Raw genomic sequence first — 23,611 nt, forward strand, 5'->3', positions numbered from 1 at the left:
TGCGACGCTAAGCGGGTCCTGCGGGGTCCGCCACCTGAACGAGTGACGGGGGGTGGGACCGGCCCGTGACGCGCGCTCCGGCCCGTGGCCTGCGACAATGCCCGGCGGCGACGGCGCGCGAGCGCGTCCCGCGACCACCCCGCCGGGGTGGCGCAGCACCGCTCGCGATCGTCGCGGCCCTGGTCGCGACGCTGGTCGGGTGCGGGGTCGCGGGTCCCGGGGCGCCGTCGTCGCCGGGCCCGGAGGCGTCCTCCGGCGCCGACGAGGACGAGGACGCGGGCGCAGGCCCCGACGCGGTCGACGCCGACGCCCTGCACGTCGAGATCCGCCAGGGCCGGGCGTCGTGGGCGGGCCGCGTGGTCCAGGTCCGCGTCGTCAACGGCGGGGACGCCCCGGTGCCCGTGCGCACCGCCGCGCTCACGACGACGGCGGTCGAGGGCACCGCGGTCTCGGACCCCGGGCGCGGGCGGGACGTCCCGCCCGGCCGTCACCGCGACTTCTCGGTGCCCCTCGGTCCGCCCGTCTGCGGACCGGGCGCCGCGGTCCCCGTCGTCGCGTCCGTCGTGCTCGAGCTGGGCGCCGCCGACGAGGACGGGCGAGCGTCCCCCGCGACCCGGACCGAGCCCCTCGTCGCGAGCGACCCGCAGGGGCACCTCGAGCGGATCCACGCCGAGGACTGCGCCGCCGCGACGGTGCGCGCCGCGCTCGACGTGCGCGTGGACGGGCTGAGCACCGAGCAGACGCCCGGGGGTCTGCTCGCCGTGCTGCGGCTCACGGTGACGCCCGTGGCCGGCGGTCCCGCGGCCGGCGTGACGTCCGTCGACGGCACGATCCTGCTGGGCCCCGTGGTCGCGGGCGTCCCGGCCGACGCCTGGGCGCCGTCCGAGCTCGCCGCCCCCCTCACCGGGCCCGTGACCGTCCTGCTGCCCGCCCGCGCGAACCGGTGCGACCCGCACGCGGTCGCGGAGGACAAGCGCGGCACGTTCCTCGGCCTGCACGCGACGGTCGGCGGGGTCCCGCAGCACGTCGTCCACGTCGGTGTGGACGAGGGCCTGGTGCACGACTACGTGGCGGCCGCCTGCGGCTGGTGAGCCGCCGCGTCCCTGCGGCTCCGCGCGACGCGGCCGCGGCCGCGGCCCGACCCGGACCACGCCCCCCCCCCCCCCCGGGGCCGGGGGGGGGGGGGCCGCCCGGGGCGTCGTCGTGCGTCGGGGCGTCAGCGCGACGCGTTGACCTCGGTGCCGATCTTGTGGACGAGCAGCGAGTTGGTCGTGCCGGGCACGCCCACCGGGCCGCCGAACACGATGACGACGAGGTCGCCGTCCTCCGCGAGGCCGTTCGCGCGCAGCGTCTGGTCCACCTGCGCGACCATGGCGTCCGTGTGCGCGACCGTCGGCACCTCGTACGTCTGCACGCCCCAGCTCAGCGCGAGCTGGTTGCGCACCGCGACGTCCGGCGTGAACGCGAGCATCGGGATGGCCGAGCGCAGGCGCGAGACGCGCCGGGCCGAGTCGCCGCTCTGGGTGAACGTCACGAGGTACTTGACGCCGAGGGTCTCGCCGACCTCCGCCGCCGCGCGCGTGATGGCGCCACCGCGCGTCTTGGGGCTCCAGCCGAGGGGCGCGATGCGCTCCCGGCCGTGCTCCTCGGTGTTCTCGATGATCCGCGCCATGGTGCGCACGGCCTCGATCGGGTACTCGCCCACGCTGGTCTCGCCCGAGAGCATGACGGCGTCCGCGCCGTCGAGCACCGCGTTGGCGCAGTCGGACGCCTCGGCGCGCGTCGGACGCGGCGCCGAGATCATCGACTCGAGCACCTGCGTGGCGACGATGACCGGCTTGGCCGACCGGCGCGCGAGCTCGATGGCCCGCTTCTGGACGATCGGGACCTGCTCGAGCGGCAGCTCGACGCCGAGGTCGCCGCGGGCGACCATGATGCCGTCGAACGCGTCCACGATCTCGACGAGGTTGTCGACCGCCTGGGGCTTCTCGACCTTGGCGATGACGGGGACCGTGCGGCCCTCCTCCGTCATGATCCGCGCGACGTCCTCGTAGTCCGCCGCGCTGCGCACGAAGGACAGCGCGATGAGGTCCGCGCCCAGGCGCAGCGCCCAGCGCAGGTCCTCCTCGTCCTTGTCGGACATCGCGGGGACGCTCACGGCGACGCCCGGGAGGTTGAGGCCCTTGTTGTTGGAGACGGGGCCGCCGACCTCGACGCTGGTCACGACGTCGGTCGCGGTCACGTCGGTGATGCGCACCGCGACGCGGCCGTCGTCGATGAGGATCCGGTCGCCGACCTTCGCGTCGCCCGGGAGGCCCTTGTACGTCGTCGAGACGCGCTCCTTGGTGCCGGGCACGTCGTCGGTCGTGATGGTGAAGACGTCGCCGTCGGCGAGGTCGTGCTTGCCCTCGGTGAAGCGCCCCAGGCGGATCTTCGGTCCCTGCAGGTCCACGAGGACGGCGACCGCGCGGCCCGAGGCCTTCGCGGCGGCGCGCACCCGGTTGATGACGGCCTCGTGCTCCGACGCGTCGCCGTGGCTGCGGTTGATCCGCGCCACGTCCATGCCGGCGTCGACGAGCGCCTGGATCTGCTCGGGCGACTCGGTCGCGGGGCCGATGGTGCAGACGATCTTGGCTCTACGCATGTCTCCAGCCTATGTCCTCGGTACCGGGACCTTGAGGCCCCGGAGGGGCGCCCGGAGGCGCCATCATGTGCGCCCCGCGGACGGGGCGTGGTCCAGCCGTGCTCCCGCACGGCCCGTCTCAGGGGCGCATCGCCCGGTCGCTCGGCCGCACCGGGGCGGGCAGCTCGGTGCTGCCGCGCAGGTAGGCGTCCACCTCGGCCGCGGCCGCACGGCCCTCGGCGATCGCCCACACGATGAGCGACTGCCCTCGGCCCGCGTCACCCGCGACGAACACGCCGGGCACCGACGTGGCGTAGTCCTCGCCGCGCGCGATCGCCCCGCGGCCCGTGACGTCGGCGCCCGTCTGCTCGACCAGCGCGGCGGTCTCGGGGCCGGTGAAGCCCATGGCGATGAGCACGAGGTCCGCCGGGATGTCCCGCTCGGTCCCCGGCGTGGGCACGCGCCGCCCGTCGGGCAGGTACTCGGTCGTCGCGACCCGCAGCGCCGTGACGTGGCCGGACTCGTCGCCGACGAGCGCGACCGTCGACGCGAGGTACGAGCGCTCGCCGCCCTCCTCGTGCGAGGTCGACACCTCGAACAGCAGCGGGTCCGTGGGCCACGGCTGGTTCTCGGGCCGGTCCGTCGGCGGCTGCAGGCCGATCGCGAGCGTCGTGACCGACGCGGCGCCCTGGCGCAGGGCGGTGCCCAGGCAGTCGGAGCCCGTGTCGCCGCCGCCGATGATGACGACGTGCTTGCCGGTGGCCAGGACCTGGTCCGGCACCTCGACGCCGGCGACGACGTCGTTCTGCTGGTGCAGGTACTCCATGGCCGGGTGCACGCCCACGAGGTCCGCGCCCGGCACGGGCAGCGCGCGCGGCACGGGCGCGCCCGTGGCGACGAGCACCGCGTCGTAGCGCGTGCGCAGCTCGGTCCAGGTGATGTCCGTGCCGATCTCGACGCCCGGGCGGAAGCGGGTGCCCTCGGCCTCCATCTGGGCCACGCGGCGGTCGATGAGCTCCTTCTCGAGCTTGAAGTCCGGCACGCCGTAGCGGAGCAGGCCGCCGATGCGCGCGTCCCGCTCGAACACCGCGACGGTGTGACCCGCGCGCGTGAGCTGCTGCGCCGCGGCGAGGCCGGCCGGCCCCGAGCCGACGACCGCGACCGTGCTGCCGGTGAGGAAGTGCGGCACCTGGGGCGTGACGTACCCGCGCGCGAACGCCTCGTCGGCGATCGACACCTCGATGTTCTTGATCGTCACGGGCGGCTGGCTGATGCCGAGCACGCAGGACGACTCGCACGGCGCCGGGCAGATGCGGCCCGTGAACTCCGGGAAGTTGTTCGTCTGGTGCAGGCGGTCGCTCGCCTCGGCCCACTGGTCCTTCCAGACCAGGTCGTTCCAGTCCGGGATGAGGTTCCCGAGCGGGCAGCCCTGGTGGCAGAACGGGATGCCGCAGTCCATGCAGCGCCCGGCCTGGGTGTGCAGCATCGCGGCGTGCTCCGCGTGCTCGGCGGCCGTGCGGTGCTCGACGACCTCGCGCCAGTCCATGAGCCGGACGGGCACGGGACGGCTGGGCGGGAGCTCGCGCTCCCGCACCTTCAGGAAGCCGCGGGGGTCAGCCACGGGACACCTCCAGGATCTGGTCCCACACGCCGGGGGCCGCAGGGTCGAGACCCTGCTCCTCGGCGGCGGCGAGGCTCGCGAGCATGCGCTCGTACTCGGTCGGCAGCACCTTGGTGAAGCGCGTGAGGGATGCGGGCAGGTCGGCGAGGAGCTCGGCCGCGCGCGGCGAGCCGGTCTCCTCGTGGTGCGTGCGCAGCAGCCCTTCGACGACGACGGCGTCCTGCTCGTCGAGCGGCGAGAGGGAGAGCTCGCCGTTCGCGAGCGCCGGGCCGTTGACCGCCTCGCGGCGCAGGTCGAGCACGTAGGCGCGGCCCCCGGACATGCCGGCGCCGAAGTTGCGCCCGGTGCGGCCCAGCACGAGCACGGTGCCGCCCGTCATGTACTCGCACGCGTGGTCGCCGACGCCCTGCACGACGAGCGTCGCGCCGGAGTTGCGGACCGCGAACCGCTCGCCGACGACGCCGCGCAGGAAGATCTGCCCGCTCGTCGCCCCGTAGCCGATGACGTTGCCCGCGATGACGTCGCGGTCCCCCGACAGGACGGCCGCGTGGTCGGGCCGGACGAGGATCCGCCCGCCCGACAGGCCCTTGCCGACGTAGTCGTTCGCGTCGCCGAAGAGGCGCAGGGTCACGCCGCGCGGCAGGAACGCGCCGAGCGACTGGCCGGCCGAGCCCGTGAGGGTGACGTCGATCGTGCCGTCCGCGAGGCCGTCGCCGCCGTAGCGCTTGGTCACCTCGTGGCCCAGCATCGTGCCGACGGTGCGGTTGACGTTCCGCACGGGCAGCGCGATCCGCACGGGCTCGGCACGCTCGAGCGCGTCGGCCGCGAGCGCGACGAGCTGGTTGTCGAGGGCCTTGTGCAGGCCGTGGTCCTGGACCGCCGTGTTGCGCAGCGACGATCCCGGCACGGGCTCGGGCCGCGCGAGCACGGGCGCCAGGTCGAGGCCCGAGGCCTTCCAGTGGTCGACGGCCGCGCGGGTGTCGAGCGACTCGACGTGCCCCACGGCCTCGTCGATCGAGCGGTAGCCGAGTGCCGCGAGGTACTCGCGCACCTCGGTGGCGATGAACTCGAAGAACGTCTCGACGAACTCGGGCTTGCCGGTGAAGCGCGCGCGCAGCTCGGGGTTCTGGGTCGCGACGCCCACCGGGCACGTGTCGAGGTGGCAGACCCGCATCATGATGCAGCCGCTCACGACGAGGGGCGCCGTCGCGAAGCCGAACTCCTCGGCCCCGAGGAGCGCGCCCACGACGACGTCGCGGCCGGTCTTCATCTGCCCGTCCACCTGCACGACGACGCGGTCGCGCAGGTTGTTGAGCACGAGGGTCTGCTGGGCCTCGGCGAGGCCGATCTCCCACGGCGTGCCCGCGTGCTTGAGCGACGTCAGCGGGCTCGCGCCCGTGCCGCCGTCGTGCCCCGAGACGAGGACGACGTCCGCGTGCGCCTTGGCGACGCCCGCCGCGACCGTGCCCACGCCGAACTCCGACACGAGCTTGACGTGCACGCGCGCCGCCGGGTTGGCGTTCTTGAGGTCGTGGATGAGCTGGGCGAGGTCCTCGATCGAGTAGATGTCGTGGTGCGGCGGCGGCGAGATGAGGCCGACGCCCGGCGTCGAGTGCCGGGTGGCCGCGATCCACGGGTACACCTTGTTGCCGGGGAGCTGGCCGCCCTCGCCGGGCTTGGCGCCCTGCGCCATCTTGATCTGCAGGTCGTCGGCGTTCGTGAGGTAGTCGGCGGTGACGCCGAACCGGCCCGACGCGATCTGCTTGATCGCGCTGCGCCGCTCGGGGTCGCGCAGGCGCGCCGGGTCCTCGCCGCCCTCGCCGGTGTTGGACCGCCCGCCGAGCCGGTTCATCGCGACCGCGAGCGTCTCGTGCGCCTCGGCCGAGATCGAGCCGTAGGACATCGCTCCCGTGTTGAACCGCTTGACGATCTCGCTGACCGGCTCGACCTCCTCGAGCGGGACCGGCGGCCGCACGCCCTCGGCGAAGGTGAGCAGGCCGCGCAGCGTCGCCAGGCGGTTCGCCTGGTCGTCGACGCGACGCGTGTACTGGCGGAACACGTCGAGCTGGCGCGTGCGGGTCGAGTGCTGGAGGCGGAACACCGTCTCGGGGTCGAAGAGGTGCACCTCGCCGTCGCGGCGCCACTGGTACTCGCCGCCGACCTCGAGCCGGCGGTGCGCCTGCGGGTTGCCGCTCGCGGGGTACGCGTCGGCGTGCCGCGCGCGGACCTCGGCCGCGATGACGTCGAGACCGACGCCGCCGAGCCGGCTGGTCGTGCCCGCGAAGTAGCGGTCGACGACGTCCTGCGAGAGGCCGAGCGCCTCGAACACCTGCGCGCCGCGGTAGGACGCGATCGTCGAGATGCCCATCTTGCTCATGACCTTGAGCACGCCCTTGCCGAGCGCCTTGATGAGGTTGGCGACCGCCTTGTCGGGCGAGACGGCACCGAGCGAGCCGTCGCGCGCGAGGTCCTCGACCGACTCCATGGCGAGGTACGGGTTCACCGCAGCGGCGCCGAAGCCGATGAGCAGCGCGACGTGGTGCACCTCGCGCACGTCGCCCGCCTCGACGACGAGGCTCACGCGGGTCCGCGTGTGGCGGCGCAGGAGGTGGTGGTGCACCGCGCTCGAGAGCAGCAGGGACGGGATCGGGGCGTTGTCCGCGTCCGAGTGGCGGTCCGAGAGCACGATGAAGCTCACGCCGTCCTCGACCGCGCGGTCGACCTGCTCGAAGATCTCCTCGAGCCGTGCCGCGAGGGCCTCCTCGCCGCCCGCGACCTTGAACAGGCCGCGCACGGTGGTCGACCGGAAGACCCCGCCCACCGTGGGGTCGCGGTCGATCCGGACGATCTTGGCGAGCTGGTCGTTGTCGAGCACCGGGAAGGGCAGGACGAGCTTGCGCGCGTGCTCGGGCACGTCGGCGAGCAGGTTCGGCTCGGGGCCGATCGCGCCGCCGATCGAGGTCACGAGCTCCTCGCGGATCGCGTCGAGCGGCGGGTTGGTGACCTGCGCGAACATCTGCGTGAAGTAGTCGAAGAGCAGGCGCGGACGCGCCGACAGCACCGCGATCGGCGTGTCCGAGCCCATCGCGCCGAGCGGCTCGCCGCCCGTCGCGGCCATGGGCGCGAGGAGGATCTTGAGCTCCTCCTCGGTGTACCCGAACGCCCGCTGGCGACGGCGCACCGACGCGGGGCTGTGCTGGACGTGCTCACGCTCGGGCAGCTGGTCGAGGAACACCGAGTGGTCGGCGACCCACTGCGCGTAGGGGCGCTGCGCGGCGAGCTGCGCCTTGATCTCGTCGTCCGCGATGACGCGGCCCGCGCCCGTGTCGACGAGGAACATGCGGCCGGGCTCGAGGCGGCCCTTGTGCACGATCGTCGCCGGGTCGAGGTCGAGCACGCCGGTCTCGCTCGCGAGCACGACGAGGCCGTCGTCGGTGATCCAGTAGCGCCCGGGCCGCAGGCCGTTGCGGTCCAGCACGGCGCCGATGAGGGTGCCGTCCGTGAAGGTGAGCGCGGCGGGGCCGTCCCACGGCTCCATGAGGTTCGCGTGGTACTCGTAGAACGCGCGCCGGTCCGGGTCCATCTCGGTGTGGTTCTCCCACGCCTCCGGGACCATCATGAGCACCGCGTGCGGCAGGCTGCGGCCCGCGAGGTGCAGCAGCTCGAGCACCTCGTCGAACGTGCCCGAGTCGCTGCTGCCGGGGCTGCACACGGGGAGCAGCGGGCCGAGGTCGCCGAGCGCGTCGCTCGCGAGGGTCGACTGGCGCGCGGCGATCCAGTTGCGGTTGCCACGGACCGTGTTGATCTCGCCGTTGTGCGCGAGCAGGCGGAACGGCTGGGCGAGCGGCCACGACGGGAAGGTGTTCGTCGAGAAGCGCGAGTGCACGAGCGCGAGCTCGGACGCGTAGCGGGGGTCGGACAGGTCCGGGAAGAAGGGCTCGAGCTGCGCCGTCGTGAGCATGCCCTTGTAGGTCAGGGTGCGGGCCGAGAGCGACGCGAAGTAGACGCCCAGCTCGTGCTCGGCGCGCTTGCGCACCCGGTACGTGCGCCGGTCGAGCTCGAGGCCGGCGAGCGCGCGCGCCGGGTCGGCGACGACGAGCTGGCGGAACACGGGCATGCTCGCGCGCGCCGTCGGCCCCACGAGGCCCGCGGTCACGGGGACGTCGCGCCACGCGAGCAGCTCGAGGCCCTCGTCGACGACGAGCTTCTCGATGCCCTCGACGGCGTGGTGCTGCGCGTCCTGGTCGGTCGGCAGGAACGCCATGCCGATCGCGTAGCGGCCGGGGGCCGGGAGCTCGGCGTCGACCACGTCGCGCAGGAAGGCGTCGGGGATCTGCGTGAGGATGCCCGCGCCGTCGCCGCTGTCCGTCTCGGCGCCGACGGCGCCGCGGTGGTCGAGGTTGAGCAGCGCGGTGAGCGCGGCGTCCACGATGTCGCGACCGGGCGTGCCACGGAGCGTCGCGACGAACGCGACCCCGCACGCGTCGTGCTCGGCCGTCGGGTCGTACAGGCCCGCCGCCTGGGGTGCCGCGGTGTGGTGGAGCGCCCGGCTCATGTGCACCGTCCTCGCTGGACCCGGCCTCGAGAGACCGGGTTCGGGATCATGGGGAAGTACCGGGACGCCGTCGGCCCAAAAGCGTGGAGACGATACCGGCGCGGCCGGGGCCTCGTCTGCCCTGAGGACGGGTGACATATCTCACCCGTCCGGTGCGTGCTGCCTCGCGTGTCAGCGCTGGTCGGCGCTCGTCGTGGCCTCGTCCGTGTCGCGCGACGTCGGGGAGCCCGGGTCGGGCGAGGGCGTCGATGCGGAGCGCTCGTCGTCCGTCCGGTCGTCCACGGCGGGGCGCGCCGCGGGGTCGTGGGCGGCGCCGTCGGCACCGGCCGTCCCGTCAGCACTGTCCTGCTCGGTGGCACCGTCCTGCTCGGTGGCACTGTCCTGCACGGTGGTCTCGCGCCCGGGGTGGCGACGTCCGACCAGCACGAATGCTACCAGCGCCCCCACGAACACCAGTATCGACGTCCAGACGTTCAGGCGGAGCCCGAGCACCTGCTCGGCGGGGTCGATGCGGAGCAGCTCGATCCACAGCCGGCCGACGGTGTAGAGCATCACGTAGAGGAAGAACACGCGGCCGTGCCCCAGCCGCAGGCGGCGGTCGACCACGACGAGGACGACCGCGCACGCGAGGTTCCACACGAGCTCGTAGAGGAACGTGGGGTGGAAGAGCGTGTCGGGCGGGAAGCCGTCGGGGAACGTCGGCCCGTCGGGGTCGATGCGCAGGCCCCAGGGAAGCGTCGTCGGGCCGCCGAACAGCTCCTGGTTGAACCAGTTGCCGAGGCGGCCGATCGCCTGCGCGACCAGCAGTCCCGGCGCGACGGCGTCCGCGAACACCGCGAACCGCACGCCCTGGCGGCGCGTGCCGATCCAGGCGCCGACGGCGCCGAGCGCGATCGCGCCCCAGATGCCGAGGCCGCCCTCCCAGATCCACAGGGCCCGCACGGGGTCGCCGTCGGGGCCGAAGTACGCGTCGGGCGAGCTGAGCACGTGGTAGATGCGACCGCCGACGATGCCGAACGGCACGGCCCAGAACACGATCTCCAGCACGGTGTCCGCCTGGCCCCCCCGCTCGACCCAGCGCCGTCGCGTCAGCCAGAGGGCGGCGAGGATGCCGGCCATGATGGAGAGCGCGTAGGCGCGCAGCGGGAAGGGGCCGACGTACCAGGTGTGCTCGGGCGGGCTCGGGATCTCGGTCGGCAGGCGCACGAGCGCGGGGGCGGCGAGGTCGACGAGACCCGTGAGCACGGCGCTCACCGCGTGCTCACCGGCTGCGCCAGGAGCGTCACGCGCGCGCCGTCCGGACGCCCTCGGCGAGGTCGGCGACGACACGCGCGAGGCCGCGGCGGCCCTCCTCCGCGGTCGCGGACTCCACCAGCGGGCGCACGAACGCGCTGCCGACGATGACGCCGTCGGCGTACCGCCCGACCTCGGCCGCCTGCTGGGGCGTGCTCACGCCCAGGCCCACGCACACGTGCTCGGCACCGGCACGGCGGGTGTCGGCGACGAGGCGCTCGGCGTCCGCGCCCACCGACGCCCGGGTCCCGGTGACGCCCATGGTCGACGCCGCGTAGACGAAGCCGCGCGCGGCCCGGGCGGTCGTCGCGAGCCGCTCGGCCGTCGAGCTCGGCGCGACGAGGAACACCCGGTCGAGCCCGTGCGCGTCGGACGCGGCGAGCCACTCCCCCGCCTCGTCCGGGATGAGGTCCGGGGTGATCATGCCCGCGCCGCCGGCGGTCGCGAGGTCGCGCGCCCACGCGTCGACGCCGTACCGCACCACGGGGTTCCAGTAGGTCATGACGAGCACCGGCGCACCGGTCGCGGCCACGGCCTCGACGGCGCGCAGCGTGTCCCGGACGCGCACGCCGCCGGCCAGCGCGCGCTCGACGGCGCGCTGGATGAGCGGCCCGTCCATCACGGGGTCGGAGTAGGGCACGCCGAGCTCGACGACGTCGACGCCCGCGTCGACCATGGCGCGGGCCGCCTCGATCGAGGCGTCGACGTCGGGGAAGCCCACGGGGAGGTAGCCGACGAGCGCGGCGCGGCCCTCGGCGCGCACGCGGTCGAGCGTCGCCGCGGTGCGCGACGCCACCTCGGGCGCGGTCGTGGCGGGGGCGGCGTCGGGCGCTGCGCTCACCGGGCGGCCTCCTCGTCGAGCAGCGAGAACCAGGACGCGGCCGTCTCGACGTCCTTGTCCCCACGGCCGCTGAGGTTGACCAGGATGATCTCGTCCGTGCGTCCCTGCGCCGCGGCCTCGCGGCCGAGCGCCATGGCGCCCGCGAGGGCGTGCGAGGACTCGATGGCGGGGATGATGCCCTCGGTGCGGCACAGGAGCCGGAACGCCTCCATGGCCTCGGCGTCCGTCACCGGGCGGTACTCGGCGCGCCCGCTCGCCGCGAGCCACGAGTGCTCCGGCCCGACGCCGGGGTAGTCGAGGCCCGCAGAGATCGAGTGGCTCTCGATGGTCTGGCCGTCCTCGTCCTGCAGCAGGTAGGAGCGCGCACCGTGCAGCACGCCGGGCTCGCCACCCGTGATGGTCGCGGCGTGCCGGCCGGTCTCGACGCCGTCGCCGCCCGCCTCGAGCCCGACGAGCCGGACCGACGGGTCGTCGAGGAAGGCGTGGAAGATGCCGATCGCGTTGGACCCGCCCCCCACGCACGCCGCGACGACGTCGGGCAGGCGGCCGGTGAGGTCGAGCACCTGCTGGCGCGCCTCGACGCCGATGATGCGCTGGAGGTCGCGCACCATGGCGGGGAACGGGTGGGGCCCCGCGACCGTGCCGAAGACGTAGTTCGTCGTCGCGACGTTGGTCACCCAGTCGCGCATGGCCTCGTTGATCGCGTCCTTGAGCGTGCGCGAGCCCGTCGTGACGGGCACGACGGTCGCGCCGAGGAGCCGCATGCGCGCGACGTTGAGCGCCTGGCGCCGCGTGTCCTCCTCGCCCATGTAGATGGTGCAGTCGAGGTCGAAGAGCGCCGCCGCGGTCGCGGTCGCGACGCCGTGCTGGCCGGCGCCCGTCTCGGCGATGACGCGCTTCTTGCCCAGGCGCCGGGTGAGGAGCGCCTGGCCGAGGACGTTGTTGATCTTGTGCGAGCCCGTGTGGTTGAGGTCCTCGCGCTTGAGGACCACCCGCACGCCGCCGCAGTGCCGCGCGAAGCGCGGGACCTCGGTGATGATGCTCGGCCGGCCCGTGTAGGTGCGGTGCAGGCGGGAGAGCTCCTCGGCGAAGGTCGGGTCCGCCTTGGCCTTGCTGTACTCGGTGTCCAGCTCGTCGAGCGCCTCGATGAGCGCCTCAGGGACGAACCGGCCGCCGAACTCGCCGAAGTACGGCCCGGAGCCGGCCTCCGCCGTCACGGGGCCCGGCGCGTCCGGGGCCGTCTCGGCGAGGTGGTCGACGGGGTGCTCGCTCGTCGTCACTGGCGCACCGCCCGCAGGGACGGGTGCGCGCCGGCGGCGACGAGGTCCGCGACGGCCGCGCGGGGGTCGCGGCCCGTCACGAGGGTCTCCCCCACGAGGACCGCGTCGGCGCCCGACCGCGCGTAGTCCATGACGTCGTGCGGGCCGCGCACGCCGGACTCGGCGACGCGCGCGACGCCGTCGGGGATCATCGGCGCGAGGCGCGCGAACGTCGTCCGGTCGACCTCGAGGGTCTTGAGGTTGCGCGCGTTGACGCCGATGCAGCGCGAGCCCGCGTCGAGCGCGCGGCTGACCTCGTCGACGGTGTGCACCTCGACGAGGGCCGTCATGCCGAGCGAGTGCACGCGCTCGACGAGCGAGGTGAGCACGGTCTGCTCGAGCGCGGCGACGATGAGCAGGCACAGGTCGGCGCCGTGCGCGCGCGCCTCCCACACCTGGTACGGCGTGACGATGAAGTCCTTGCGCAGGACGGGCACGTCGACCGCGGCGCGCACGGCGTCGAGGTCGGCGAGGCTGCCGCCGAAGCGGCGCTGCTCGGTGAGCACGGAGATGGCGGTCGCGCCGCCGGCCTCGTACTCGGCGGCGAGCGCGGCCGGGTCGTCGATCGAGGCGAGCGCGCCCTTGCTCGGGCTCGAGCGCTTGACCTCGGCGATGACGGCCACGGCCTCGTCGTCGTGCAGCTGGCACTCCTTGGCGTCCGGGACGCGCGCCGCGCGCTCCTTGACCGCGGCGAGCGGCACGCGCTCCTCACGCTCGGCGAGGTCCTCGCGGACCCCCGCGATGATGTCCTCGAGGACCGTCATGTCGCCACCTCCCCCGCGGGCCCACCCCCGCGAACCCGTCCCGGCCATCGTAGGGCCGCGCGCGGGACGCCCCCGCCACGCCCACGTGCTGGGACCGTCAGGGCGCGAGCCAGGGCGCGAGGGCCGGCACGTTGCGGCCGACGGTGAAGGCCACGAGCACCACGAGGACGGTGGTGAGCGCCCAGGGCGGCGCGGCCCAGCGGCGGGGTCGTCCGGTCCACGCGCGCACCGTCCAGGCGACCCAGGTCGCGACGGCGAAGGGCGCGAGGAGGAGCAGGAGCGGGTTCATGTCCCACGCCCCGGCGAGGTCGAGGTGCACGAGGCTGTGCACCGCGCGCAGCGTGCCGCAGCCCGTGCAGAAGAAGCCCGTGAGGGCGAGCACCGGGCACGTCGGGAAGTGGCCCGGCTCGTAGGGGTTCGAGGCACCGACGACGATGGCCGCGGCGGAGGCCGCCGCGGCCATCGTCAGGGGTGCGAGGAGAGCTCGTCGCACGGTGTCCTGCGGGTCGTCCCGAGGATCAGTACGTCGTGGTGGACAGGCCGCCCGCCATGACGCCCGCCGCGAGCAGGCCGAAGTAGAGGACCAGGCCGACCGCGCCGACGATGGTCGCCCACAGCGCGAACTGCTTCGCCTTGCGGGACGACTCCTGCGCGCCCGCCGCGTCGCCCTGGGCCCACTTGGTGTTGACCTGCGTCGAGAAGATGATCGCCGGGATCGCCAGCGGCCAGCACAGGAACACCGAGATGATCGCCCACACCAGGTAGTTCGGGGGCGGGCTGCCGGCGGGCTGGTAGCCGCCGCCACCGCCGCCGTACGACGGGGGCGGCGGGGTCGAGCCGTAGGACGGCTGCTGACCGTACGGGTCCGCGCGGTTCGGGTCCTGGGGTCCGGGGGGTGTGCTCATGCACTCTCTCCTGGGTGTCGTGGGATCACGCCGCGGCCTTGTCCGCGTCGTGGGACCCGGCACGCTGGCCGGGCTGGCCGAACCCGAGCATCTTCAGCACGCGTCCGAGGACGAGTGCGACGACGACGACACCCAGGCCGACCCAGAACAACCACGCCTCGGCCACGACCACGCCGAGCGACGACACGACCGCACCGACCAGCACCAGGGTCACCGTGACCCAGGCGGCCGTGGTGTGGCCGTGGTTGCGGGGCGGAGCAGCCGGCGGGAGGTAGCTGACCTCGCCGGAGCCGTCGTGTGTCTCACGCATGCGTCGTGCCTTTCGTGGAGTGGTCGAGAGCCTAGCGAAACAGCCGCACGACGGCGTCCCGGCGCGCGGCGGTGGACACCGCGTGCCGCGCGGCGTCGTCGGCACGGTCTCAGGTCGGGTCCTCGCCGCGCGACAGCGCGTCCCAGGAGTCGTGGTCGTCGGGCGGCGCGTCCGCCGACGAGGCCCCCCGAGGCCGGGCCGGCGCGCCCGCCGCGGGCGCGGCTGGGGCGTCGTGCCGCGCGGAGGGTGCCGCCCACCGCGCGGCCCGCGCGAGCGCCCACGCCCCGGCGGCGACGAGCACCACGCCGGCCGCGACCGCGAGCCAGGGCAGCGCGGTCACCTCGACGTCGGCGGTGAGGGTGGCCACGCCGACCGCGTCCGACGCCGCGGACGCGGCGGCCCGCTCCGGGTCGGCCAGGCCGCCCAGGGCGGAGCCGACGACGAGCGCGCCCGCGAGCAGGATGCCCGCGCCCGCGAGCCGCGCGCCCCACCGGCCGCCCAGGGCGAGGGCGACCGCGGCGGCGAGGGCGAGGAGCCCGCCCGCGTTGACCCCGGGCGCGACGACGGAGCCGACGACCGCGACCGGCACCTCGCCCTCCACCGGGCTCGTCGTCGCCGAGCGCAGCCAGACGGCCGTGCCCGTGACGAGGGCCGCGGCCCCGGCGCCGAGCGCCACGAGCACGGTCCGGCGACGGCTCGGGCCGCGCGTCATCGCGCCGGGCGCAGCCGGGACGCCAGCTGGACCGCGCGGACCGCCGCGGCCGCCTTGTTGCGGGACTCGGCGTACTCGAGCTCCTCGACGGAGTCCGCGACGATGCCGCCGCCCGCCTGGACGCTCGCCCGGCCGTCGCGGATGAGGGCCGTGCGGATCGCGATCGCCATGTCCATGTTGCCGGCGAAGTCGAAGTAGCCGACCGTGCCGCCGTAGATGCCGCGACGCGCGGGCTCGAGCTCGTCGATGAGGGCGATGGCGCGCGGCTTCGGGGCGCCCGAGAGCGTGCCGGCCGGGAACGTCGCCGTGAGCGCCTGCAGGGACGTCGCCCGCTCGCGGAGCCGCCCGACCACGGTCGAGCAGATGTGCATGATGTGGCTGAACCGGCGGACCGCCATGAGCTCGACGACCTCGACGCTCGTCGGCTCGCACACCTTGACGAGGTCGTTGCGGCTGAGGTCGACGAGCATGATGTGCTCGGCGCGCTCCTTGGGGTCGGCGAGCAGCTCCTCCCCGAGCGCGGCGTCCTCGGCCGGCGTGGCGCCGCGCGGGCGCGACCCGGCGATGGGGAACGTCACGACCTGGCGGTCGGTCACCTTGACCAGCGTCTCGGGGCTCGAGCCCACGACGGCGAACGGCGCGCCCGACGCGTCCTGGAGCGCGAAGTAGTACATGTACGGGCTCGGGTTGATGGTCCGCAGCACGCGGTAGACGTCGAGCGGGTCGGCCGGGCAGTCGAGGTCGAGGCGTTGGGAGATGACGACCTGGAACACCTCGCCCTCGCGGATCGCCTCCTTGCCGGCGCGCACGGCGGCCGTGAACTCCGACCGCGGGCTGCGGAACTCGAGCTGCGGCTCGGGCTCGTCGACGAGCACGGCGGGCGCGAGGGGCACCTGGTCGACGAGCTGCGCCTGCATCGCGTCGAGCCGCGCGACCGCGTCGGCGTGCGCGTCGTCGACGCGCGCGTCCGTGTCGTCGAAGTTGATCGCGTTCGCGACGAGCCACACGGACCCGTCGACGTGGTCGACGACCGCGAGGTCGCTCGCGAGGCAGAGCGTCAGCTCGGGCACGCCGAGCTCGTCGGGCGCCTTGGCGGGCAGCGTCGGCTCCCAGTGCCGCACGACGTCCCAGCCCAGCGCGCCCACCAGGCCGCCCGTGAGGGGCGGCAGGCCGCCGATCGCGGGCGTGCGCAGCGCCTCGAGCGTCTGCGCGAGCACGTCGAGCACGTCGCCCTCGCGCGGCACCCCCACGGGCACGTCGCCGAGCCACGCGGCCTGCCCGTCGGCGACCGTGAGGGTCGCGCGCGACGCGACGCCGACGAAGGACCAGCGCGACCACGTCCCGTCCACCTCGGCCGACTCGAGGACGAACGTGCCCGGGCGGCCCTGGGCGAGCGTCCGGTAGAGACTCACGGGCGTGACCTCGTCCGCGAGGAGCCGGCGCACGACCGGGATGACGCGCCGGTCCCCGGCCAGCTCGCGGAAGAGCGGCAGCTCGGGCCACGTCGTGCCCCAGGGCAGGTCGCCGACCGCGCGGGCGTGGGCCTCGGGCGCCTCCGCGGGCACGGCGCTCACCGCGCGCCCTCCGCCGACGACCCGACCACGGCGCCCAGGTCGCCGCCGGCCTCGAAGCACGTGCGCGCGCCCGTGTGGCAGGCCGCGCCCACCTGCTCGACCTGCACGAGCAGCGCGTCACCGTCGCAGTCGATCGCGACCGACCGCACGTGCTGGGCGTGCCCGGACGTGTCCCCCTTGCGCCAGTACTCCTGGCGCGACCGGCTCCAGAAGGTCACGCGGCCGCTCGTCAGCGTGCGGTGCAGCGCCTCGTCGTCCATCCAGCCGACCATGAGCACCTCGCGTGTCGCGTGCTCCTGCACGACGGCGCACACGAGGCCGTTCGGGTCCCGCGTGAGGCGGGCGGCGACGGCGGGGTCGAGGGCGGAGGCAGCGGGTCCGGGCACCCGCGAATCCTGCCACGCACCGGCCGCCGGACGCCCCGCGCGTCCGTCCGGCCGACGGGCGCGAGCCGCGCTCAGCGTGTCTGGGCGAGCCAGGCCGCGTGCATCGCGGCGTACGGGCCGTCCTGCGCGAGCAGCGCGTCGTGCGGCCCGACCTGGACCACGCGTCCCTCCTCGACCACGACCACCATGTCCGCCGCCTCGGCGGTCGACAGCCGGTGCGCGATCGTCAGCGTGCTGCGGCCCGCCGTGAGCTGGTCGAGAGCTCGCGCGATGCGCACCTCGGTCGCGGGGTCCACGGCCGACGTCGCCTCGTCGAGGACGAGCACGTCCGCGCCCGCGAGGTGGGCGCGCGCGAGGGCGACGAGCTGGCGCTCGCCCGCCGAGAGGCGCTCGCCGCGCTGGCCCACGTCGCTGTGCACGCCGTCCGGCAGGTCCGCGACCCAGTCGGTGAGGCCGAGCTCGGCGAACGCGCGCGCGACGGCCGCGTCACGGTCCGGCAGTTCGTCCTCGCGCGCGCCGTACGCCACGTTCTCGGCGATGGTGCCCTCGAAGAGGAAGCCCTCCTGCGGCACGAGCACGACGCGGTGGCGCAGGTGCTCGAGCGTCAGCTCGCGCAGGTCGACGCCGTCGAGCAGGACCGCCCCGCGCGCGGGGTCCACCAGGCGCGTGACGAGCTTGGCGAGCGTCGTCTTGCCCGAGCCCGTCGCGCCCACGACGGCGACCTTGGCGCCCGCGGGCAGGTCGAGGTCGACGTCGCGCAGCACCGGCGGGCCGCCCGGGTAGGCGAACGTCACGCCGCGCAGCTCCACGCGCGCCGCGCCGCGGGGGGTCGTCCGGCCGCCGCCGACGGGGTCCGCGACCTCGACCTCGGTGTCGATGACGCCGAGCACGCGCCGCCAGCCCGCGATGGCGTTCTGGAGCTCGTTGAGGATCTCCGTGGCCATCTGCACGGGGCCCGTGAAGAGCTGGACGAGGAAGAGGAACGCGAGCAGCGCGCCGACCGAGATCTCGCCGTTGACGCCGAGCAGGGTCCCCACGACGACGACCGCGCCGAGCACGGCGTTCGCGACGAAGGACCCGCTCGAGAAGACGAGCGCGACGCGGACCTGCGCGCGCACCATGGCGTCACGCGTCGCCGCGACCGCCGCGTCGATCCGGCGCTGCGTCCGGCCGCCGACCCCGTACGCCCGGATGGTCTCGGCGCCGACGACCGCCTCGGAGATCGCGCCGAGCATCGCCCCGACGCGCTCGCGCACGACGCCGTACGCGGCGCTCACGCGCTTCTGCGCCGGCCGGAGCACGAGGAACAGGGGGACGAAGCACGCCCACACGACGAGCGTGAGCTGCCACGAGTACACGAGCATGAGCGCCGTCGCGACGAGGATCTGCAGCACCGAGACGAGCAGCATGATGCCGCCCCACTGCACGAACAGCGAGATCGTGTCGACGTCGGACGTCACGCGCGAGACGAGGCTGCCGCGGCGCTCGGTCCCCTGGGTCAGCGCCGAGAGGTCGTGCACGTGCCGGAACGCGCGCACGCGCAGCTGGGCCAGGCCGGCCTCGCTGCTGCGGAACAGCCGGATGTTGACGAGCGCCGAGCACGTCCCGGCGACCACGAGGCACAGGGCCGCGAGGCCCACGAGGACCGCGACCCGGTCCGTCTGCGGCCCGCCCGGCGCCAGGATCGCCGTGTCCATGGTCTGCTGCACGGCGACGGGCACGACGACGCGCCCCGCGGCCGCGGCGACCGCGAGCGCGGCCGTGACGCCGAGGCCCTGGACGAGCTGGGGCGAGACCTGCACGCCGCGCCGCAGCGTGGCCATGGCCCCGAGCGCGCTGGTGCGCTCGAGGCGCACGCCCTCGGCGCCCGGCGCGTCGCGGTCGTCCGTCGCGGCGCTCACTCGGCCACCCCCCGTCCGGCACGTGCGGGCGCGGGCACGTCGTCCTCGGGCATCCCGTCCTCGGGCAGGTCGTCCTCCGTGAGGTCGTCGTCGGCGCCGCGCTCGGCGGCGCGCCGCTCGGACTCTGCGAGGTAGGCGGTCGCGAGCTCGCGGTAGCCCGGGTCCCGCTCGAGCAGCTCGGCGTGCGTGCCGCGGTCGGCGACCCGCCCGCCCTCGAGGTGCACGACCTCGTCGGCGAGCAGGACGGACGACATCCGGTAGGCGACCATGAGGACGGTGGGCACGCCCGGCGCGCCGTCGGCCGCCTCCCCGGCGGCCCCACCCCGCCGCAGGCCGGTGAGGATCGCCTGCTCGACGCGCGGGTCGACCGCCGACGTCGCGTCGTCGAGCACGAGCAGCCGCGGGCGGCGGACGAGCGCGCGGGCGATGACGAGGCGCTGCCGCTGGCCGCCCGAGAGGTTGGCGCCGCGCTCGCCGAGCGGCGCGTCGAGCCCGCCGGGCAGCGCGCGGACGACGCCGTCGACGCGGGCCAGGCGCAGCGCGTCCCACACCGCGTCGTCGTCGGGCGCGTCGGGGTCGTCCGCGTCGGCGAGCGTGACGTTCGAGCGCACCGTGTCCTCGAAGACGAACGCGTGCTGCGGCACGAGCGCGACCTGCGCGGCGAGGTCGGCGGGCCGGACGTCGCGCAGGTCGACGCCGTCGAGGCGGACCGTGCCGGCGTCGGGGTCGCGCAGCCGCGCGAGGAGCGACACGAGCGTCGTCTTGCCCGAGCCGGTCACGCCCACGAGGGCGACGGTGCGGCCCGGGGCGAGCTCGAGGTCGACGTCGTGCAGCAGGGGCTGGGGGCCGTCCTCGCCCGGGACCAGCACGCCGACGCCCTCGAGCGTGAGGCGCGCCCCGGTCGGGGCGGGCGGCAGCGGGGTCGAGCCGGGCGGCATGGTCACCGGCGCGTCGAGCACGCGCGCGATGCGGTCGTAGCCCACGAGCCCGCGCGGGAGCTCGCCGAGCACCCAGCCGAACGCCCGCACGGGGACCGCCATGATCGTCAGGAGGTAGGCGGCCGAGACGACGTCGCCGGTGTCGACGGCGCCCGCCGCGACCCGGGCCGTGCCCACCAGCAGGACGAGCAGGGTCCCGAGGCTGGGCAGGAGCTCGATGACCGGGTCGAAGACGGCGCGCACGCGCCCGACGTGGATGTTCGCGTCGCGCAGCGTCCGCGTGCGCTCGGCGAACCGCCGCTCCTCGCGGTCCTCGGTGCCGAGGGACTTGACGAGCAGCGCGGCCTCGAAGCTCTCGTGCGCGACGTCGGCGACCTCGGCGCGCAGCTGCTGCGCGCGGGTCACGGCGGGCGACATCGCGCGCTGGAAGACGACGTTGGCGAGCACCGCGAGCGGCAGGACGCCGAGGGCGGTGAGCGCGAGCCACCCGTCGACGCGGAGGAGGGCGACCGCGGCGACGCCGATCATCACGACCACGCCGAGCGCGAACGGCAGCGGGTTGAACACGCCCGTCGCCGCCTCGACGTCGGAGCTCGCGTTCGACAGGAGCTGGCCCGTGGGGTGGCGGCGGTGCCACGACATCGGCAGTCGGAGGTACTGGCGCGTGACCGCGCGGCGGTGGTCGGCCTGGATGTCCGCGTAGCCGACGCCCGCGAAGATGCGCCGGCCGGCGACGGCCAGCGCGAGCGTGAGGGCGACGCCGAGCAGCGCGAGACCCGCGAGCCACACGCGCCCGCGCGCGTCGCCGTCCCCCTCGAGCGCCGGGACGACGACGCTGTCCGTGACCGCCCCGAGGGCCTGGCTCACGCCGACCATCGCGGCACCGAAGACCGCCGACGTCGAGATGGCGAGGAGGTACGTGCGCGGCTGGCTCCGGATGCCGCGCACGATGAGCTGCACCGAGCGACGCACGGCACCGCCGGTCAGCTCGGCGCGGCGCGGCGCGTCGGCCGGTACCTCGTTGGAACGATTCGAGCGCACGCGGACGCAGTCCTTCCCATCTCTCGTCGGGGGATGACCCATCCTCGCATGTGACCATGGACCCATGCCCTGGAACCCCCTGGAACGCTCCGCGCTCGTCGACGCCCTCACCGAGTCCGGGCCGGGCGCGCCCACCCTGTGCGAGGGCTGGCGCACCGAGCACCTCGCGGCGCACGTCGTGCTGCGCGAGTCGTCCCTCGTGGCCGCGGGCGCGGCGGTGCCGGCGCTCGCGCCGCGCGCCGAGGCGGCGATCCAGGACCTCGGCCACCGCTCGGCGTCGCCCGCCAACTACGCGGCGCTCGTGGCGCGGCTCGCGGACGGGCCCCCACGCCGCCACCCGATGCGGTTCGCGGGCGACACGGTGAACCTGCTCGAGCTCTTCGTCCACACCGAGGACGTCCGGCGCGGCGTCCTGGGCGCCGCGGCGCCGGCGCGGAGCCGATCGACCGAGCACGCCGCGGCGCTGTGGCACCACCTGCGTCGCATGGCCCGGCTCGCGCACGCCCGCTCCCCCGTCGGCGTCGTGCTCGCCGCACCGCAGGGCGAGGTCCGCGCCGCCCCGGCGCGCGGCCGCGGGGAGGTCGTGGTGCGGGGCGCGCTCGACGACGTCGTGCTGCACACCTTCGGCCGGCGCGGCGCCGCGCGGGTCGAGGTCGAGGGCGACCCGGCCGCCGTCGCGGCGTTCACGCGGCGCGACGCCCGCTGACGGTACGCCCGCGCGGCGCAGGCGCGTCAGCGGACCGCGACGCCCGCCTCGCGCAGCGCGGCCTTGACCTCGCCGATCGTCAGCGTGCCGAAGTGGAAGACGCTCGCGGCGAGGATCGCGTCGGCACCGGCGAGCGCGGCGTCGACGAAGTGCTGGGCGGTGCCCGCGCCGCCGCTCGCGATGAGCGGCACGCGCACGCGCGGGCGCACGTCGGCGAACATCTCGAGGTCGAAGCCGGCGGTGGTGCCGTCCGCGTCCATCGAGTTGAGCAGCACCTCCCCCGCACCGAGCTCGACCGCGCGCACGGCCCACTCGACCGCGTCGATCCCCGTGCCGCGGCGGCCGCCGTGGGTCGTGACCTCGTAGCCCGACGGCGTCCGGGCGTCCACGGCGCGCCGCGCGTCGACCGAGAGGACGAGCACCTGGCTGCCGAAGCGCTCCGCGATCTCGGAGATGAGCTCGGGGCGGGCGATCGCAGCGGTGTTGACGCCCACCTTGTCGGCGCCCGCGCGCAGGAGGCGGTCGACGTCGTCGGCCGAGCGCACGCCGCCGCCGACGGTGAGCGGGACGAAGACCTGCTCCGCGGTGCGCCGGACGACGTCGTACGTGGTCTCGCGGTTGCCCGACGACGCCGAGACGTCGAGGAACGTGATCTCGTCCGCGCCCTCGGCGTCGTACCGGCGCGCGAGCTCGACCGGGTCCCCCGCGTCGCGCAGGTCGGCGAAGTTGACGCCCTTGACGACGCGTCCGGCGTCGACGTCGAGGCACGGGACGACGCGTACGGCGGGAGCCATGCTCAGCCCTCCGTCGGGCCGCCGCTGGCGGCGAGGATGTCCACGACGAAGACGAGCGTCTCGGCCGCGAGCTCGTTGTCGGTGCCGCCGTAGCCCTGGCTCGGCGGGACGACGAGCAGGACCTGGCTGCCGACGGTCTGCTCGACGAGGCCGGCGTCCCAGCCCTCGATGACCGAGCCGACGCCGATCGGGAACGGCGCCGGGAGCTTGCCCGGGCCCCAGCTCGAGTCGAACTCCGAGCCGTCCGACCAGCGCACGCCGGTGTACTGGACCGTGATGACCTGGCCCGGGGCCACCTGGGGCCCGGACCCGCGCAGGAGCGGCTGGACGACCAGGTCGGCCGGCGGCTCGGTCGCGGGGATCGTGATGCTGGGCGCGCCGTGCTCGCCGAGCTCGACCGTGGGGATGCCCTCGCGCGGGGGGACGGGCTCGCCGTCGGCACGCGTCGGCAGGAGGTCGAAGACGGCCACCGTCGGCGCCGACTGGCCCTCGGCGGGCGGGACGAGGTGCAGCACACGCGCACCCACCCGCTGCCCGCGCAGCGCCTCGAAGATGTCGATCCCCAGGGCCTCGGCGGTGAGCAGGTACGCCTTGGGCTCCCCGCTGTAGGTCTCGCCCACGACGGCCCCGTCGCCGCCCGCCTCGGCGAGGTAGTCCACGAGGATCGGCTGGCCGTCGACGAGCTCCGGGCCCGTGCCCTCCCAGACGACCTCGACCACGGGCTCGACGACCGTGAGCGGCATCTCGTACTCGAGGTCGGGCATCGCGCCGGGCTCACCGGTGACGGTGACCTCGGGCGCGGGCTCGGGCTCGGGGGTGCAGGCCGCGGCGCTCAGGGCCGCCGCGGTCGCGACGAGCGCGGCACCCATGCGGGCCAGGGCACGACGGCGCACGGCGATCCCTCCTCTGCACGCGGGCGACCGCCCACGGCGGACCACTGTAACGGCCGCGGGAGCCGGCCCCGCGCGCCCGCCCGGACCGCCGGGCGTCCGCCCCGACCGCTCAGGAGCGGGCGGCGACGACACTCCGGCCCGGGACCTCCGGGGCCACGTCCGGGACGGTCTCCGTGGGGGCGTGCCACCCGCCCGAGCCGACGCGGCGCCACGCGTGGTCCGGCGCGACCTGCTCCGCGATGACCTGCTTGCGTCGCAGGCCGGCGCAGCGCACGCGCTCGTAGAGCTCGGGCGAGACGCCGCGGTACTCGTACGCCGCCCAGCGTGTGCGGCTCGGGGTCGCGTAGGTGGCCGTGAGGACGGTGGTCGACGGGTCGTAGGCGAGGGCGTCCAGCAGGAGCATGCCTCCAGCGTGGCCCGGTCACCGGCCGCGGA

Annotated in this window: 20 protein-coding genes; 2 read left to right on the plus strand and 18 right to left on the minus strand. The window is 75.3% G+C overall.

Annotated features, from left to right (window positions below; all coding sequences use genetic code 11):
- Nucleotides 1-65 precede the first annotated feature (65 nt).
- Entirely contained in the window at nucleotides 66-1,091 is a 1,026-nt protein-coding gene (locus JIG38_RS01910) for a hypothetical protein (RefSeq protein ID WP_199421780.1), read from the plus strand.
- A 125-nt stretch (nucleotides 1,092-1,216) separates the two neighbouring features.
- Here the strand turns inward: JIG38_RS01910 and pyk are convergent, their stop codons facing one another.
- From pyk to JIG38_RS01985, 15 genes are all read right to left on the minus strand, one after another.
- On the minus strand, nucleotides 1,217-2,644 hold the full coding sequence (pyk, locus tag JIG38_RS01915; protein ID WP_199421781.1) for a pyruvate kinase: 1,428 nt from the start codon (nucleotides 2,642-2,644) through the stop codon (nucleotides 1,217-1,219).
- Nucleotides 2,645-2,762: 118 nt separating this feature from the next.
- The gene (locus JIG38_RS01920) at nucleotides 2,763-4,244 is read right to left on the minus strand and encodes a glutamate synthase subunit beta (RefSeq protein WP_199421782.1); all 1,482 of its coding nucleotides are present in this window, start codon (nucleotides 4,242-4,244) and stop codon (nucleotides 2,763-2,765) included.
- Entirely contained in the window at nucleotides 4,237-8,799 is a 4,563-nt protein-coding gene (gene gltB / locus JIG38_RS01925; RefSeq protein WP_199421783.1) for a glutamate synthase large subunit, read from the minus strand. The genes JIG38_RS01920 and gltB overlap by 8 nt, the downstream gene beginning before the upstream one ends.
- 171 nt (nucleotides 8,800-8,970) lie before the next feature.
- The gene (lgt, locus tag JIG38_RS01930; protein ID WP_372419698.1) at nucleotides 8,971-10,044 is read right to left on the minus strand and encodes a prolipoprotein diacylglyceryl transferase; all 1,074 of its coding nucleotides are present in this window, start codon (nucleotides 10,042-10,044) and stop codon (nucleotides 8,971-8,973) included.
- A 37-nt stretch (nucleotides 10,045-10,081) separates the two neighbouring features.
- Entirely contained in the window at nucleotides 10,082-10,933 is an 852-nt protein-coding gene (gene trpA / locus JIG38_RS01935; protein ID WP_372419676.1) for a tryptophan synthase subunit alpha, read from the minus strand.
- The gene (gene trpB, locus JIG38_RS01940) at nucleotides 10,930-12,150 is read right to left on the minus strand and encodes a tryptophan synthase subunit beta (RefSeq protein ID WP_199421913.1); all 1,221 of its coding nucleotides are present in this window, start codon (nucleotides 12,148-12,150) and stop codon (nucleotides 10,930-10,932) included. Before trpB ends, trpA begins: the two co-directional genes overlap by 4 nt.
- Before the next feature lie 59 nt (nucleotides 12,151-12,209).
- Nucleotides 12,210-13,016 (minus strand): indole-3-glycerol phosphate synthase TrpC, encoded by an 807-nt coding sequence (gene trpC, locus JIG38_RS01945; protein ID WP_199421784.1) that lies wholly within the window; start codon nucleotides 13,014-13,016, stop codon nucleotides 12,210-12,212.
- A 97-nt stretch (nucleotides 13,017-13,113) separates the two neighbouring features.
- Nucleotides 13,114-13,509 (minus strand): DUF2752 domain-containing protein, encoded by a 396-nt coding sequence (locus JIG38_RS01950; protein WP_199421785.1) that lies wholly within the window; start codon nucleotides 13,507-13,509, stop codon nucleotides 13,114-13,116.
- 25 nt (nucleotides 13,510-13,534) lie between these two features.
- Nucleotides 13,535-13,921, minus strand: coding sequence for a CD225/dispanin family protein (locus tag JIG38_RS01955; protein ID WP_199421786.1), 387 nt, complete (start codon nucleotides 13,919-13,921; stop codon nucleotides 13,535-13,537).
- A 25-nt stretch (nucleotides 13,922-13,946) separates the two neighbouring features.
- Nucleotides 13,947-14,231 carry an HGxxPAAW family protein gene (locus tag JIG38_RS01960; protein ID WP_199421787.1) on the minus strand — a complete coding sequence of 95 codons (285 nt, stop codon included), beginning with the start codon at nucleotides 14,229-14,231 and terminating at the stop codon, nucleotides 13,947-13,949.
- 109 nt (nucleotides 14,232-14,340) lie between these two features.
- Nucleotides 14,341-14,943 (minus strand): Trp biosynthesis-associated membrane protein, encoded by a 603-nt coding sequence (locus JIG38_RS01965; protein WP_199421788.1) that lies wholly within the window; start codon nucleotides 14,941-14,943, stop codon nucleotides 14,341-14,343.
- A complete protein-coding gene (locus JIG38_RS01970; protein ID WP_307844449.1) occupies nucleotides 14,940-16,517 on the minus strand; it encodes an anthranilate synthase component I in 1,578 nt (525 codons plus the stop codon). Before JIG38_RS01970 ends, JIG38_RS01965 begins: the two co-directional genes overlap by 4 nt.
- Nucleotides 16,514-16,903, minus strand: a complete 390-nt coding sequence (hisI, locus tag JIG38_RS01975) for a phosphoribosyl-AMP cyclohydrolase (protein WP_199421789.1) — start codon at nucleotides 16,901-16,903, stop codon at nucleotides 16,514-16,516. Before hisI ends, JIG38_RS01970 begins: the two co-directional genes overlap by 4 nt.
- Before the next feature lie 71 nt (nucleotides 16,904-16,974).
- Nucleotides 16,975-18,804: an ABC transporter ATP-binding protein gene (locus JIG38_RS01980; protein WP_372419678.1), complete on the minus strand. Its 1,830-nt coding sequence runs from the start codon at nucleotides 18,802-18,804 to the stop codon at nucleotides 16,975-16,977.
- The gene (locus tag JIG38_RS01985; protein ID WP_307844450.1) at nucleotides 18,801-20,783 is read right to left on the minus strand and encodes an ABC transporter ATP-binding protein; all 1,983 of its coding nucleotides are present in this window, start codon (nucleotides 20,781-20,783) and stop codon (nucleotides 18,801-18,803) included. The genes JIG38_RS01980 and JIG38_RS01985 overlap by 4 nt, the downstream gene beginning before the upstream one ends.
- A 64-nt stretch (nucleotides 20,784-20,847) precedes the next feature.
- Between JIG38_RS01985 and JIG38_RS01990 the strand changes: the two genes are divergently transcribed.
- On the plus strand, nucleotides 20,848-21,489 hold the full coding sequence (locus JIG38_RS01990; RefSeq protein WP_199421791.1) for a TIGR03085 family metal-binding protein: 642 nt from the start codon (nucleotides 20,848-20,850) through the stop codon (nucleotides 21,487-21,489).
- A gap of 26 nt (nucleotides 21,490-21,515) precedes the next feature.
- Here JIG38_RS01990 and hisF read toward each other — a convergent pair whose 3' ends face one another.
- The 3 genes from hisF to JIG38_RS02005 form a co-directional block, all read right to left on the minus strand.
- Complete coding sequence (hisF, locus tag JIG38_RS01995; RefSeq protein WP_199421792.1) at nucleotides 21,516-22,283, minus strand: imidazole glycerol phosphate synthase subunit HisF; 768 nt, start codon at nucleotides 22,281-22,283, stop codon at nucleotides 21,516-21,518.
- A gap of 2 nt (nucleotides 22,284-22,285) precedes the next feature.
- Nucleotides 22,286-23,176, minus strand: a complete 891-nt coding sequence (locus tag JIG38_RS02000; protein WP_307844452.1) for an FKBP-type peptidyl-prolyl cis-trans isomerase — start codon at nucleotides 23,174-23,176, stop codon at nucleotides 22,286-22,288.
- A gap of 109 nt (nucleotides 23,177-23,285) precedes the next feature.
- Nucleotides 23,286-23,579: a hypothetical protein gene (locus JIG38_RS02005; RefSeq protein WP_199421793.1), complete on the minus strand. Its 294-nt coding sequence runs from the start codon at nucleotides 23,577-23,579 to the stop codon at nucleotides 23,286-23,288.
- Nucleotides 23,580-23,611: the final 32 nt, after the last annotated feature.

The sequence above is a fragment of the Actinotalea solisilvae genome, from assembly GCF_016464425.1.
GTDB classification, from domain to species: Bacteria; Actinomycetota; Actinomycetes; order Actinomycetales; family Cellulomonadaceae; genus Actinotalea; species Actinotalea solisilvae.